The organism is Rhizobium sp. NPDC090275 (assembly GCF_044772225.1).
Taxonomy (GTDB): domain Bacteria; phylum Pseudomonadota; class Alphaproteobacteria; order Rhizobiales; family Rhizobiaceae; genus Rhizobium.
The window spans coordinates 503,591-516,103 of the sequence record NZ_JBIVYL010000004.1 but is presented as its reverse complement, the minus strand read 5'-3'; the positions used below and the strand labels follow the sequence as shown (position 1 = coordinate 516,103).

Below are 12,513 nucleotides of genomic sequence, written 5' to 3'. Positions count from 1 at the left end.
GCGGGTAGCCGTCGGGCCGAAGCGGTTCAGCGCCAACCCAGGGCGGGCGCGACGTGCTTCAAGATCTGCTCGACCACGTGCGCGTTGTAGTCGACGCCCAGCTGATTGGGCACGGTCAGCAGCAAGGTGTCGGCCTCGGCGATCGCTTCGTCCTTGGCCAGCTGCTTCACGAGCGCATCGGGCTCAGCGGCATAGCTGCGGCCAAAGATCGCCCGCGTCTTCTCGTCGATAAAGCCGATCTTGTCGTCGCCTTCCCCGCTGCGGCCGAAATAGGCCCGGTCGCGATCGTCCACCAGCGCGAAGATGCTGCGGCTCACCGATACGCGCGGCGTGCGCGTGTGACCGGCTTCCTTCCATGCTTCGCGGTAAGCACGGATCTGCGCGGCCTGCTGCACATGGAAAGGCTCGCCGGTCTCGTCGTCCTTCAGCGTCGAGCTCTGCAGGTTCATCCCGAGCTTGGCCGCCCAGACGGCGGTCGCATTCGAGCCGGAGCCCCACCAGATGCGCTCGCGCAGCCCCTCGGAGTGCGGCTCCAGACGCAGCATGCCGGGCGGATTGGGGAACATCGGGCGCGGGTTCGGCTGAGCGAAACCTTCGCCGCGCAGAACATCGAGCAGCACTTCTGCATGGCGACGGCCGATATCGGCGTCAGACCCGCCCTCCGGTGGCTGATAGCCGAAGTAGCGCCAGCCGTCGATCACCTGCTCCGGCGAGCCGCGGCTGATGCCAAGCTGCAAACGCCCACCTGAGATCAGGTCGGCGGCGCCTGCGTCCTCCGCCATGTAGAGCGGATTCTCATAGCGCATGTCGATGACGCCAGTGCCGATCTCGATACGGCTGGTCCTCGCGCCGACTGCAGCAAGCAGGGGGAACGGCGATGCGAGCTGGCGGGCAAAGTGGTGAGCGCGGAAATAGGCGCCGTCGGCCCCAAGCTCTTCGACAGCGACCGCAAGATCGATGGACTGGAGAAGCGCGTCGCCCGCCGAGCGTGTCCCGGATTGCGGCGACGGTGTCCAATGTCCGAAGGAGAGGAAACCGATTTTCTTCATGATATGGCACCGTGGAAGCGTGATTGACGAATTCATGCTTCATCGCACAGTTCCGCGACGGGATACAGCGGTCCGGGTGTGACCACAGTGTCAACGCATCATCGCGTTGAACGTCAGTTTCACGTCGATAAGTATGGCCCAGAATCGAAAAAGCCTGCCGCGGGAGGAGGTGCGGCAGGCTTTCGAAAAGAACCGAACAACAGCTGGGAGGAGGAGTGCTGTTGTTCCTCAGACGACCCTGGGAGGAGGAGTGGGGCGCCTGAACCACGAAGCTTTGCGGGAGGAGGTGCATCGCTTCGTTGAAAATGACTATATCCAATTCCTGTTCATTTTCTAGGCATCATTGTGCAGTGCAGCTATGCACAGAATGCATGGAATAAAAATCGACGCGCATGTGAGGTGTTTCGCGGGGCAAAACGCGGAAACGCCCGCTGCGATCGAACGGGCGTTTCCAGATTTAAATGTCTTTTCGAAAAGCTTAGAGCGCTACCGAAGCGCGAGCTACGGCGCGAATGTCGCCGCGGTCGATGCCGAGGTCGTTCAGTTCGCGGTTGCTCATACGGCCAAGTTCGGTGACGGTCTGACGGTACTTGCGCCAGTTGTTCAGGCTGCGTGCTACGTTCATGATGATCCCCTTTCCTGAGGTTCGCTTGACGTCAGCAACCGTGATTGGCTCCGGCGTCGTTTGATGTCGCTAATATAGGTGCTTCTTTTTGAGCAAAACAGCGACAATGCATCACGCCACCCATGCATGAAATGCAGAGGTCAACCTATCGGCGATATCTAAGAGTTACGCCCTGAAGCGATCAAAGGCCGTCAGGCGCCGGGTCGGCGGATCGGCGTCCGGCCAGCGGTAGATATCCGACCGGAGAAAGGCGAGCTCATCCTCAAGCGCTTGCTCATCCACCTCGACCCACCAGGACTTCGGACGGCCATCGCTGCCGTCTGACCAGCGATAGCCGCGCGCCTTCAGATGATCCTTCATGTCGAAGGGGCTGTTTTCGGCATAGATGCGGATGCGCGCGTGTTGGCTGGCCGCATAGAGTTCGGAAAACGCGGTGCCGGCGCCCGCATTCTGGCAAAGCACTTCTAGCAATGCGAAGCAATCGTCGACCGCGCGATGGCCATCGTGGAAATAGCCCGCCTGCCCTACGAGATAGCCAAGCTTCGTCCCCTCGAAGCCACGGGCCGACCAATCGATCTCCGCGTTGGAGCATGCCCAGGCCTTGCCGGCGAAAATTTGCGAGAAGGCCTCGCAGAACGGCCGGTCGAAGCCGGCATTGTGGGCGATGATCAGATCGGCCGGCTCGATCAGGACCTTCAGCGCCCCGAGATCGATTTCCTGGCCGGCGACCATCGCATCGGTAATGCCCGTCAGCTTGGTAATCTCTGAAGGTATCGTCACCGTCGGCTGCTGCATGCCGCCGTAAACGCCGGTGACGTCGCCGATATTGCCATCGTGGTCGAAGCTGAAAGCAACGACGCCGATCTCGATGATCTCATCCTTGCGATGGCTGAGACCGGTGGTTTCGGTATCGAGGATGACGCCACGCAGAGGAAAGCCGGGTCGCGGTGTTGCTGCGACCGCGCGCGGCTCGAGCTTCTTCAGAATCCGGTAGCGGCCTGTTTCAAGCAGGCAATCGACCATGCCCTGCTCGCTGACATCGCTTGGAGGTTGCCTCTTCAGCGATACCTTGCGCGCCGTTTGTCCGGAGGACTGGCTTGCGCCGCCCGTGAACATGTCGAACTGTTCTGCCATTATCCTGATCTCTGCCGTCGTCCCCGTTCCGCCGCCACAGCGAGCGAATCGAGTGGATATACCCATAAAAACAATGGGGAAATCGAGCCGATCGGCAAGGATAATCGGCAGGCAAAGGCGGCATGTGCTGGCAGAAACCATATCCGCTGTGGACAAGACGAGGGGATCGCCTGCTCCCTCAGGGTCGACAAAGAAGCTGGAAACTACTCCGCGACGAGCCCGCTTCGCCTGAGAAGCGATAGCAGAACCAGCGGGATCAGCGTGGTCAGCACGACAGTAACGAAGGCCATCGCCATGCCGAGACCAATCGATCCCTGCTCGAACTGCCGCCAAATGAAGACCGAAATCGTCTGCATGCCAACGGGCGCGACCAGGATCGACGCGACGAGCTCGCGGGTGGCGACCGCGAAGACGAGCAGCATCGCCGTGACAAGGCTCGGCGCGATCAGCGGCAGCAGGATGCGGCGAAACGCCGTGAAGGCGCCGGCGCCGCAGACGCGCGCAGCGGCTTCGAGATTGTCGCCGATCTGGTGCAGCGCTGCGGTGGTGTAGCGCATCGGCTGCGGAAGCAGGATGCAGCAATAGGCGAGAAGCAGGATAAGCGGCGTGTTATAGGGCGTGATCGGCAGCACGGGCTGATTCCATGCCAGGATGAGCCCCACGGCGACCACCACGCCGGGCAAGGCGTTCGGCAAGGCCGTGAGAAGATCGAGCATCATGCGGCCGCGGAACCGGGTTTTCGCCACCGCATAGGCCGAGACGGCGCCGAGGATGCCGGTCAGCAGGGCCGTGCCCAAACCGAGCGCGAAGCTGTTGCCGAGCGCCCGGAGCGCGCCCGCGCTGTTATCGGCGATCGCAGCGAAATTGGAGAGGCCGAGGTTGCTAACAGCAAGGCCGCCGGAGATCGTGTTCGACAGCGCGGTCGCCAGGATCGCCAGAAGCGGGATGACGGTGGCAAGCGTCGTTACGAGGCCGAATAGCAGGAGAACCGGAATAGTCAGTACCCCAAGCGGGCGCTTGTCCTTGGCCTGCGGCTTGCCGCCCGTGGTCACATAGGAGCGGCGAGCGAGGATCCAGCGCTGCGCCATAAAGGCGGCGAGCGACAGGATCACCAGCATCAGCGAGAAGACAGCGGCACCGGCAAGGTCAATGGGCCAGTCGGAAATGCGAAGATCGATCTCGGTCACGAGCACATCAAAACCGGAACGCCGCCCAAGGGCTGCCGGCGTACCATATTCCTCGATCGCGGCGGCGAAGACAAGAAGCAAACTGGCGGCGAGCCCCGGGGTCGATAGCGGCAGCGTGATGCGCCAGAAGGCGCGCCAGGAAGAGGCGCCGAACACGCGACCTACATCGGCATAGCGTGCTCCGACCGCTTCGATCGTGCGCGAGACCGCGAAATAGACCAGCGGAAACGTGTTGAGCGCCATCACCGTCGTCATCCCCGCCAGGGAAAACAGGAAGGGAGCAAGGTGAATGCCGGTCAACTGTTGTAAGTAGCCGCGCGGCTGCAGCGTCATGATCCAGCCGAGCGTCGCGATATAGGGCGGGATCATGAACGGAACGAGCAGCGCCACGTCCCAGAAGATTGCAAAGGGGACCTTGAACAAGGCGCGAAAGACGGCAAGCGGCACGGCCAGCAATGCGGCCGCCAACATGACGCAGATGCCGAGAATGACGGAATTGCCACCCATCCGCAAAAGCTTGGGATCGGACAGCATCTCGGGAAGATGCAGGAACGGGGCGGCGAGAGAACTCCGCCCCAGTTCAGGGAAAATCGCCTGGAGGACGATGAAGACGAACGGCACGGCCACGACGACAATCAAACCCGATGTCGCCACCCATGCTATCGGCCCGGTGCCGGCTGCGCCGTTCGCTCTCATGCTCTTCAGTCTCGATTATTCTTCAGTCTCAGTTGCCGGCGGCGAAGATCTTGCCGAATTCCTTCAGCGTCTCGTCACGCTTGCCGTAAACGGCAGTGGCGTCGATCTGCAGAACCTTGAGATCGGCAACCAGCGGGCGGTTTGCCGGGATGTCGCTGCGGGCAGGCATCAGGTAGGTGGCGGCGACCAGCTTCTGGCCTTCGTCGGACAGCATGTAGTCGATGAACTGCTTGGCTTCATCCTGATGCTTCGACCAGTTGAGGATCATCGCCGGGCGCGGCGCGACAACGGTGCCGGAAGCCGGGAAGATGACATCGATCGACTCGCCCTTTGCCTTGCCGGCGAGCGAGATGTAATCGACCGCGCCGAATACGGCGGCCTTCGCACCCTGGAGAACCGGGTTCAGCGCTTCGGCATTGGCGCCGGCGACAACGGCGCCGTTGGCATCGAGCTTGGTGAAGAGGTCCCAGCCCTGGCTGCCGGCGAGAGCGGCCACCAGTTCGAAGCTTGCACCCGACTGAGCGGGATCCGGCAGGTTGACGAGGTCCTTGTATTCAGGCTTTGCGAGGTCGGCCCATTCGGTCGGCTTCGGCGTGTTGCTTGCCGGGTTCCAGGCGATGCCGAGCGCGGAAACGCCCTGGGCAACAGCGGTCTCGGACTTGAGGAAATCAGGAACCTTGGCGGCGTTCGGGCTCGTGTAGGACACCAGCCAGCCACGCTTGGTGAAATCGGTCGCCGTATCCCAAGAGGCCGAAATCAGCACGTCGACGACAGGATTGGCGGCTTCGGCTTCGATGCGCGCCATGATCTTGCCGGTCGTTGCCTGGAACACCTCGACCTTGTGGCCGGTCTGCTTGGTGTAGCCGGCGGCAAGCTTCTCGATCAGGCTGCCGGGGCCGGCGGAGTAGACGGTGATGTCAGCGTGGGCGACGCCTGCCGCAAGTACGCCAGCGATGAGGGCGAAGCCCGCACCAAGAAATGATCTGCTCATATGTGCCTCCATAAGTGTTTGATATGCTTCAGTTACGCGTGAACCAGCGCATGTCTCCGCTATCGATGACGAGGTTGACCACCTCACCCGCGACAGCGCGGTGACGCGCCAGGAATGTGAGTTCGCTTGCAGCCGGCCGGGCGCCGAGCGCAACCGTGGTCAGATAGCCATCACCACGAAACTGGGAGTGGACGACCTCGGCGGGAAAGCCCTCTCCCGATGTCAGGCGCACGGCCTGAGACGGCAGCAACACATGGGTCGCGCCAGCGGGGGCATTGTCGTCTTTGAGGACGATACCGGTTTGGTTGAGACGCAGACCGCCCTCATCGCGGGCGACGGGAACGACACAGCCGAGGCGCAGGAATTCCGCGACCTCAGGCGTTGCCGGCGCGCTTACCAGCGTCTCGGGCGCCGCCATCTGCTCGATGACGCCGCCGCGCATCACGGCAACCTGATCGGCCAGCGAAAACGCCTCGCTCTGATCATGGGTGACATAGATGGCAGTGAGGCCGAGATCCGACATCAAGGCGCCGATCTCACGCACCATGGTCTCGCGAAGCTCGCGGTCGAGGTTCGACATGGGTTCGTCGAAGAGGACGATTGCCGGCTCGGCAACGATGGCGCGGGCGATTGCAACGCGCTGCTGCTGACCGCCGGACATGTCGCTGATGCGTCGGGCCCCGAAACCGCCAAGGCCGACCCGCTCAAGTGCTGCCGCAACACGCCGCTCGCAATCCTTGCGGCCGACGCCGCGCATCTCCAGCGGAAAGGCGATATTGTCCGCGACGCTCAAATGCGGCCAGAGCGCATAGTCCTGAAACACCATGCCGAGGCCGCGCTTTTCCGGCGGCACGAAGAGGCTACCGGCGGCATCGGCCACCACGCTTCCGTTAATCTTTACGCTGCCCTTGGTCGGCGCCAGCAGGCCGGCCACCAGACGCAGAAGCGTGGTCTTGCCGCAACCGGACGGGCCGAGCAGTGCAAGAACCTTGCCCTTTTCAAGCGCGAGATCGACGTTATCAAGAACCGTGTTTGAGCCAAAATGCAGGCTGAGACCCGACACCGACACGGCGGCTGGTTGTGCAGAAAAATTGGTTATCATGACTATCAACGGAAAGAAATTTAGCCGCTTATAGTCAGACGGAATGACACTTTCGTGACACAATTGTTAACGTGGGATGTATGACATCACAGAGTTGTGGCCCGGCAAACCTCCCGCATTCCAGCGGGCGGCCGCGATCCGCGCCGCTGTGTTTCCAATGGCGGATGGTTCCACAAAGCTTGAGGAAAACCCTCTATCGACCGCGATAGACGAACTCGCCAGGGATAGCCGCCGCATCCGTGTCGGCCTGCAATGTCAGCGCGTCGCGCAACGGCGAGCGAATGCAGACGGGATCGGTTGCGCTGGCATCGCCGGCGAGCGCCATTGCCTGACAGCGGCAGCCGCCGAAGTCGATCGCCTTGCGGTCGCAGCTGCGGCAAAGCTCCGGCATCCAGTCTTCGCCGCGATAAGCGTTGAAGGCGGAGCCGTGATACCAGATGTCGGACAGCGACTTCTCACGAACATTGTCAAAGGTCAGCGAGGGGATCGTCTCCGCCGCATGGCACGGCAGGACCCCGCCCGACGGCGTGACGTTCAGACCGATCCGTCCCCAACCGCCCATGCATGCCTTGGGGTAGGACGAGTGGTGGTCGGCCGGCACGTAGTCGATGACCAGAATGCCTTCCAGCCGCTTGCGGGCTTCGATGACGGTCTTGTTTGCCAGCTCAACCTGCCCTCGCGTCGGCATCAGCGCGGCGCGGTTTCTTTCGGCCCAGCCGTGAAACTGCACGGTGGCGATCTCGATACGCCGGGCACCGAGCTTCACCGCCAGATCGAGCATATCGTCCAGCTGATCCATGTTCTGCTTGTGGCAGACGGCATTGACCGTCAGCGGCATGCCGCTTGCCTTAACCCAGGCGGCGACGGCCATCTTACGATCGTAGCCGCCCTGGTACCCGCCGACGCGGTCGGCGCTTGCGGGGTTCGTCCCCTGCAGCGAGAGCTGAACATGGTCGAGGCCGGCATCGGCGAGCTCAAGAAGCCGCTTTTCGGTGAGGCCGACGCCCGAGGTAATGAGATTGGTATAGAGACCGGCGGCTGCACCCGCTGCCGTCAGCTCGACCAGATCGCGCCGCGAGGCCGGTTCGCCGCCAGACAGATGAAGGTGGAGCACGCCCATCTTGGCGGCTTGCTGAAAGACGCGGATCCACTCCTCGGTCGACAGCTCTTCCTTGACGCCCGTGAGTTCCAGCGGATTGGAGCAATAGGGGCAGGCAAGCGGACAGCGATGCGTTAGCTCTGCGAGCAGTGCCATCGGCGGCGGCGCGACTGAAGACAGCGGAGCGACCGTTTGCTTGACGACCCTTGCCTCGACGCCCATCACAGCACCTGCAGCATGCGACGATTGGCGAGTTCGCGGATGAATGCCAGGACATCGGTCGCGATCTGCTCGCGCGGCGCCTGGAATTCGGCGGCGAAGTCGTCGGCGATTGTGTCGAGATCGCGCTTGCCATCGAGCGCTTCGACGATTTTCACGGCGATCTCGTCGACCGCCATCGCGAGTTCGGGTGCGAGCAGAACGGTCTGCCCGCGCACCGGATCGTGGCGCAAACGCACGCCACGGGCCAGCTTGACGACCATGCTGCCGGTTATCGCGACCGTGTCTTCGCTCATCACGCGATCTCCTCGAGCTCGCCGATCACGCCCTCGCGACCGTCCCAGCCCCCCGGCGGGATCAGGCCCGGCGTAACATAGGCGAAATGCAGCGCATCGAGCTGCGCCCACAACACCTCGGTCTTGAACGTCAATGCGGCCGCCGCCGCATCCTGCTTTTCCACCGTGTTCGCGTTGTCGAGCACATAGGCAAGGCCGAAGGCAACATCGACGGGTGCCTCGTTCAGACGCTGGCGGAAATAGGAGAGCGCCTGATCGTCGGCGAAGGCATAGTGCTGCAACAGCCCGGCGATACGATCGGCATGGATCTTCGGCGCGAAAAGCTCAGTCAACGATGACGCAACGGCCTCGAGCAGCGGCTTTTCGCGGACGAAGTGAACATAGGCTTCGACGGCAAAGCGCGTGGCGGGCAGGATGCCGCGACCGGAAGCCACATAATCAGGATCGAGACCGACGGCTTCGGCGAGCTTCAGCCAGCGGCGGATGCCGCCACCTTCGGTGAGCCCGCCATCGTGATCCTCGATGCGCGAGCGCCAAGCGCGCCGCATGTCGGCATCGGTGAGGCGCGACATGAAGGCGGCGTCCTTCATGGGGATATGGCTCTGGTAGCAGTAGCGGTTGATCACCCAGGCACGGACCTGCGTCATGGTGCATTGGCCGCCGTGCAGCATTTTGTGAAACGGGTGCTTGTCGTGGTAGCGATCCGCGCCGATCGCCATCAGCCGCGCTTCGAATGCCTGCCGGTCAGGTGTTTGCGTCAAAGTCGATCTCCATGCCGTCATGGCCAATCTGGAAGCCGCTCGCCTCGAGCATGTCGCGCTCGGGCCCGGCCCGCCAGATCGGATTGGTGTTGTTGATGTGGACGTAGATTTTCTTGGCTATATCGAGCTTCGACAGAGTGGCGAAGCTGCCATCCGGCCCGCTGATCGCCATATGGCCCATGCGCTGCCCGGTCTTTTGGCCGACGCCGAGCGTGATCATCTCATCGTCGGTGAACACGGTGCCATCGAAGAACAAGGCGTCGGCGCCGTCGATCCGCTCGAAGAGGCGATCGTTGATATGGGCGCAGCCCGGAATGTAATAGACGCGCTTGCCCTCGGCGATCAACTCGACGCCGACGGTCTGCTCGCCTTCCAGCTGAAGCTCGGGTTCGCCATTTTCCATGAACAGCGGCACCTTGCCGGGGACAGCGAACAACCGGGCCTCGACGCCCGGGAGCAGCGAAAACGGCTGCTCGAGCGTTATTGCGTGGCGCTTTACAAAGGCGGGATCAAGGGCGCGGAAGACGGGGTTGTCGTCGACGATCTCGGCAATCGCCGCCGTCACGAAGATTTCCAGCGGCTGCTTTTCGCGCAGGATCAACAGGCCGGCCAGATGGTCGATATCGCCATTGGTGATCAGCACGCTCTTGATCGGACTGTCGCGCAGCGCCTTGGGATGCAGCGCGCTGTTGTCGATGATCTGCTGCCTGATATCGGGAGAAGCGTTTAAAACCGCCCAGCTGTGGTTATCGAGACTGACGGCGAGCGATGATTGCGATTGTGGCCTGACACCGGATGCCGGATCGCGCGCAAGGCGGCAATTCTGGCAACCGCAATTCCATTGCGGAAGGCCGCCGCCCGCGGCGGCCCCAAGAACCAGACCGCGAAAGCCAGATGAATCTGTCACGCGCGGACCTCAAATATTACACGTCAAATTGGGTTTGGCCGACCTTAGAAAAGGATCGGTTCGTTGCCATCGGCAGGAGCGTAACGGTTGATTTCCATACCGCAACTGACTTCGATGAACTTAGGTGCGTGCCAAGACATATGCGTCTCCATTCATGCTGGTTTTCTTAACAAGGGTTCACGTATGCCCACTCATGCTGCACTGCAATAGCGTTTTCAGCATGGCTGCCCGCCCAATGTCGCAAGGCCATCACAATCGCGAGATCGGGCGGGCAAAGCGGCCAGATTAGGCTGCCGGGTCCCATTCAGGCGCCAGACCATCGGGGCTGACGATGCGGCCGCCGGACTGAGCGAGCGCATGGATGCGCGCCATGTCCTCATTGCTCAGGGTGAAATCGAAGATCGCGGCGTTCTCGGCTGCGCGGGTCTCCGAGACGGTCTTAGACAGCGTGACGAAGCCCTGCTGAACGATCCAGCGAAGCACGATCTGCGCGATCGAGCGGCCATGCGCGGAGGCGATGTCGCTGAGGACGGAATCGCTCAAAACCTTGCCATCGGCCATCGCGTAATAGGCGGTGAGCGACATGCCCATCTCGCGCGCCGCCTCGATGACCGGGCGCTGATCGAGATAGGGATGATACTCGACCTGATTGTTGGCGAGCGGCCGTTCGCTGAGACGCGCGGCATCTTTCATCAGCGTCGTGTTGAAATTGGAGACGCCGATGTGGCGTGCCTTGCCTGCCTTGGCGACTTCGTTCAGCGAGGCGATCTGCTCTTCCAGGCTGACGGCGGTGTTCGGCCAATGCAGCAGCAAGAGATCGACGTAGTCGGTCTTGAGCTTCGCGAGGCTTTCATCGACGGAGGCCAGGAAGGCGCTTCGCTCGTAGTTCGCGACCCAGACCTTGGTGGTGAGAAAGACGTCGGCGCGGGCCACGCCGGACGAGACGATCCCCTGCCCTACGGCAGCTTCGTTGCCATAGATCTGCGCGGTATCGACGTGACGGTAGCCGGTCTTCAGCACATGAGCGACCATCCGTTCGGTATCGGCGGCTTCCATGCGGAAAGTGCCGAACCCGAGCGCCGGAATGGAGGCGCCATTGGCGTTGACGAGTTTCATGAGGATTTTCCTTTCGATCATATCAGGCCGCGGAAGCGGCGGTCTTGGTTGAAGCAAGCGTGCGACGGTCGAGCGAGCCGCTCCAGAGCGTGAGAACAAGCGCGCCGACGACGAAGATGGCGCCGACCCATGGCGTGGCTCCGAGGCCGAGCGACGAGGCGACCACGAGGCCGCCGACCCAGGCGCCCGCCGCTATGCCGAGATTGAAGGCGGCGATGTTCAAGGCCGAGGCGACATCGACCGCTGCCGGGCGAACCACGCCGGCAAGCTGGACGACATAAATCTGCAGGCCGGGCACGTTGGCGAAGGACAGGAAGCCAAGGGCCGCCAGCGTCGGGATCGTCAGCCACGGCGACACAGCGGTGAAGCTGAAGATCGCGAGAACGATGGCCTGCGCGGTGAAGAGCCAGGCCAGAGCCTTGATCGGATCGCGGTTGGCGAGGCGTCCGCCGGCGATGTTGCCGATGGCGATCGCGATGCCATAGAGCACCAGGATCAGGCTGACGGCCGAGGCTTGGAAGCCGGTGACCTGCTCAAGAATGGATGCCAGGAAGGTGAAGGTGACGAAGGTGCCGCCGTAACCGAGAGCGGTCATCGCGAAAACGATCAGCAGGCGGCCGCTGCCGAGAACCTTGACCTGCTCGCCGATCGTCGCCGCCGGCGCTTTCTTGAGGTTTGTCGGCAGTAGGATCCAGAGACCCGCGAAGGCGATGACGCCGAGACCGGCGACAGCCGCGAACGTCGCGCGCCAGCCGAAGGTCTGGCCGATGAGCGTGCCGAGGGGAACGCCGGTGACGATCGCGACCGTCAAGCCCATAAACATCATGGCGATCGCCGAGGCGCGCTGGTTTTCGGGAACGAGGTCGGCCGCGATGGTCGAGCCCACCGAGAAGAAGACGCCGTGCGCGAAGGCGGAGAGAACGCGGGCGACGAGCAGGGGCGCGTAGCCCGGGCTGAGGGCGGCCATCGTATTGCCGAGAATGAACAGCGCCATGAGGCCGAGAAGCAGCAGCTTGCGATCGAGGCGACCGGTGAGCGCGGTCAGAACAGGCGCACCGAAGGTAACGCCGAGCGCGTAAACGCTGACGATCAGGCCGGCGAGCGGCAGATCGATGTTGAGATCATTGGCGACGGTGGGCAGGAGCCCGACGATGACGAACTCCGTCGTGCCGATCGCGTAGGCAGCGACCGTTAAGGCAAACAGGGCAAGGGGCATTGTGAATCCATCCAGTGACGATGCCGGACAAGCGGCGATTTGGGATGGCTGGAATATGGACCACTGACATTATCGCGATAAGCAGCTATATTGCCTCAATAGTTATGAATTAAAT

General features: G+C 62.3%; 13 protein-coding genes. All 13 read right to left on the bottom strand.

What is annotated here, in order from left to right; genetic code table 11:
* Positions 1 to 26: 26 nt before the first annotated feature.
* The 13 genes from ACIQUB_RS13535 to ACIQUB_RS13475 all read right to left on the bottom strand — a co-directional run bounded on the left by ACIQUB_RS13535 (position 27) and on the right by ACIQUB_RS13475 (position 12,398).
* On the bottom strand, positions 27 to 1,049 hold the full coding sequence (locus ACIQUB_RS13535) for an LLM class flavin-dependent oxidoreductase (RefSeq protein ID WP_112950617.1): 1,023 nt from the start codon (positions 1,047 to 1,049) through the stop codon (positions 27 to 29).
* Positions 1,050 to 1,527: 478 nt separating this feature from the next.
* Positions 1,528 to 1,674, bottom strand: a complete 147-nt coding sequence (locus ACIQUB_RS13530; RefSeq protein ID WP_018896851.1) for a DUF1127 domain-containing protein — start codon at positions 1,672 to 1,674, stop codon at positions 1,528 to 1,530.
* 165 nt (positions 1,675 to 1,839) lie between these two features.
* A complete protein-coding gene (locus ACIQUB_RS13525; protein WP_402930178.1) occupies positions 1,840 to 2,808 on the bottom strand; it encodes a 3'-5' exonuclease in 969 nt (322 codons plus the stop codon).
* Positions 2,809 to 3,011: 203 nt separating this feature from the next.
* Positions 3,012 to 4,691 carry an ABC transporter permease gene (locus ACIQUB_RS13520; protein WP_402930176.1) on the bottom strand — a complete coding sequence of 560 codons (1,680 nt, stop codon included), beginning with the start codon at positions 4,689 to 4,691 and terminating at the stop codon, positions 3,012 to 3,014.
* A 28-nt stretch (positions 4,692 to 4,719) separates the two neighbouring features.
* A complete protein-coding gene (locus ACIQUB_RS13515; protein ID WP_402930174.1) occupies positions 4,720 to 5,682 on the bottom strand; it encodes an ABC transporter substrate-binding protein in 963 nt (320 codons plus the stop codon).
* 28 nt (positions 5,683 to 5,710) lie between these two features.
* On the bottom strand, positions 5,711 to 6,784 hold the full coding sequence (locus ACIQUB_RS13510; protein WP_402930172.1) for an ABC transporter ATP-binding protein: 1,074 nt from the start codon (positions 6,782 to 6,784) through the stop codon (positions 5,711 to 5,713).
* Between the two features lie 193 nt (positions 6,785 to 6,977).
* A complete protein-coding gene (gene pqqE, locus ACIQUB_RS13505) occupies positions 6,978 to 8,105 on the bottom strand; it encodes a pyrroloquinoline quinone biosynthesis protein PqqE (protein ID WP_402930170.1) in 1,128 nt (375 codons plus the stop codon).
* Positions 8,105 to 8,398, bottom strand: a complete 294-nt coding sequence (gene pqqD, locus ACIQUB_RS13500) for a pyrroloquinoline quinone biosynthesis peptide chaperone PqqD (RefSeq protein ID WP_113177244.1) — start codon at positions 8,396 to 8,398, stop codon at positions 8,105 to 8,107. The genes pqqE and pqqD overlap by 1 nt, the downstream gene beginning before the upstream one ends.
* Positions 8,398 to 9,180 carry a pyrroloquinoline-quinone synthase PqqC gene (gene pqqC, locus ACIQUB_RS13495; RefSeq protein WP_402930167.1) on the bottom strand — a complete coding sequence of 261 codons (783 nt, stop codon included), beginning with the start codon at positions 9,178 to 9,180 and terminating at the stop codon, positions 8,398 to 8,400. Before pqqC ends, pqqD begins: the two co-directional genes overlap by 1 nt.
* Positions 9,143 to 10,066, bottom strand: a complete 924-nt coding sequence (gene pqqB / locus ACIQUB_RS13490; RefSeq protein WP_402930166.1) for a pyrroloquinoline quinone biosynthesis protein PqqB — start codon at positions 10,064 to 10,066, stop codon at positions 9,143 to 9,145. The genes pqqC and pqqB overlap by 38 nt, the downstream gene beginning before the upstream one ends.
* Positions 10,067 to 10,110: 44 nt before the next feature.
* The gene (pqqA, locus tag ACIQUB_RS13485) at positions 10,111 to 10,206 is read right to left on the bottom strand and encodes a pyrroloquinoline quinone precursor peptide PqqA (RefSeq protein WP_018896842.1); all 96 of its coding nucleotides are present in this window, start codon (positions 10,204 to 10,206) and stop codon (positions 10,111 to 10,113) included.
* A 145-nt stretch (positions 10,207 to 10,351) separates the two neighbouring features.
* The gene (locus ACIQUB_RS13480) at positions 10,352 to 11,182 is read right to left on the bottom strand and encodes an aldo/keto reductase (protein ID WP_402930163.1); all 831 of its coding nucleotides are present in this window, start codon (positions 11,180 to 11,182) and stop codon (positions 10,352 to 10,354) included.
* A gap of 22 nt (positions 11,183 to 11,204) precedes the next feature.
* Positions 11,205 to 12,398: an MFS transporter gene (locus ACIQUB_RS13475; RefSeq protein WP_402930161.1), complete on the bottom strand. Its 1,194-nt coding sequence runs from the start codon at positions 12,396 to 12,398 to the stop codon at positions 11,205 to 11,207.
* Positions 12,399 to 12,513: the final 115 nt, after the last annotated feature.

Coding starts and splice junctions, on each gene's coding strand:
- ACIQUB_RS13535 (WP_112950617.1), bottom strand. CDS start 1,049: ATGAAGAAAATCGGTTTCCTCTCCTTCGGACATTGGACACCGTCGCCG.
- ACIQUB_RS13530 (WP_018896851.1), bottom strand. CDS start 1,674: ATGAACGTAGCACGCAGCCTGAACAACTGGCGCAAGTACCGTCAGACC.
- ACIQUB_RS13525 (WP_402930178.1), bottom strand. CDS start 2,808: ATGGCAGAACAGTTCGACATGTTCACGGGCGGCGCAAGCCAGTCCTCC.
- ACIQUB_RS13520 (WP_402930176.1), bottom strand. CDS start 4,691: ATGAGAGCGAACGGCGCAGCCGGCACCGGGCCGATAGCATGGGTGGCG.
- ACIQUB_RS13515 (WP_402930174.1), bottom strand. CDS start 5,682: ATGAGCAGATCATTTCTTGGTGCGGGCTTCGCCCTCATCGCTGGCGTA.
- ACIQUB_RS13510 (WP_402930172.1), bottom strand. CDS start 6,784: ATGATAACCAATTTTTCTGCACAACCAGCCGCCGTGTCGGTGTCGGGT.
- pqqE (WP_402930170.1), bottom strand. CDS start 8,105: ATGGGCGTCGAGGCAAGGGTCGTCAAGCAAACGGTCGCTCCGCTGTCT.
- pqqD (WP_113177244.1), bottom strand. CDS start 8,398: ATGAGCGAAGACACGGTCGCGATAACCGGCAGCATGGTCGTCAAGCTG.
- pqqC (WP_402930167.1), bottom strand. CDS start 9,180: ATGACGGCATGGAGATCGACTTTGACGCAAACACCTGACCGGCAGGCA.
- pqqA (WP_018896842.1), bottom strand. CDS start 10,206: ATGTCTTGGCACGCACCTAAGTTCATCGAAGTCAGTTGCGGTATGGAA.
- ACIQUB_RS13480 (WP_402930163.1), bottom strand. CDS start 11,182: ATGAAACTCGTCAACGCCAATGGCGCCTCCATTCCGGCGCTCGGGTTC.
- ACIQUB_RS13475 (WP_402930161.1), bottom strand. CDS start 12,398: ATGCCCCTTGCCCTGTTTGCCTTAACGGTCGCTGCCTACGCGATCGGC.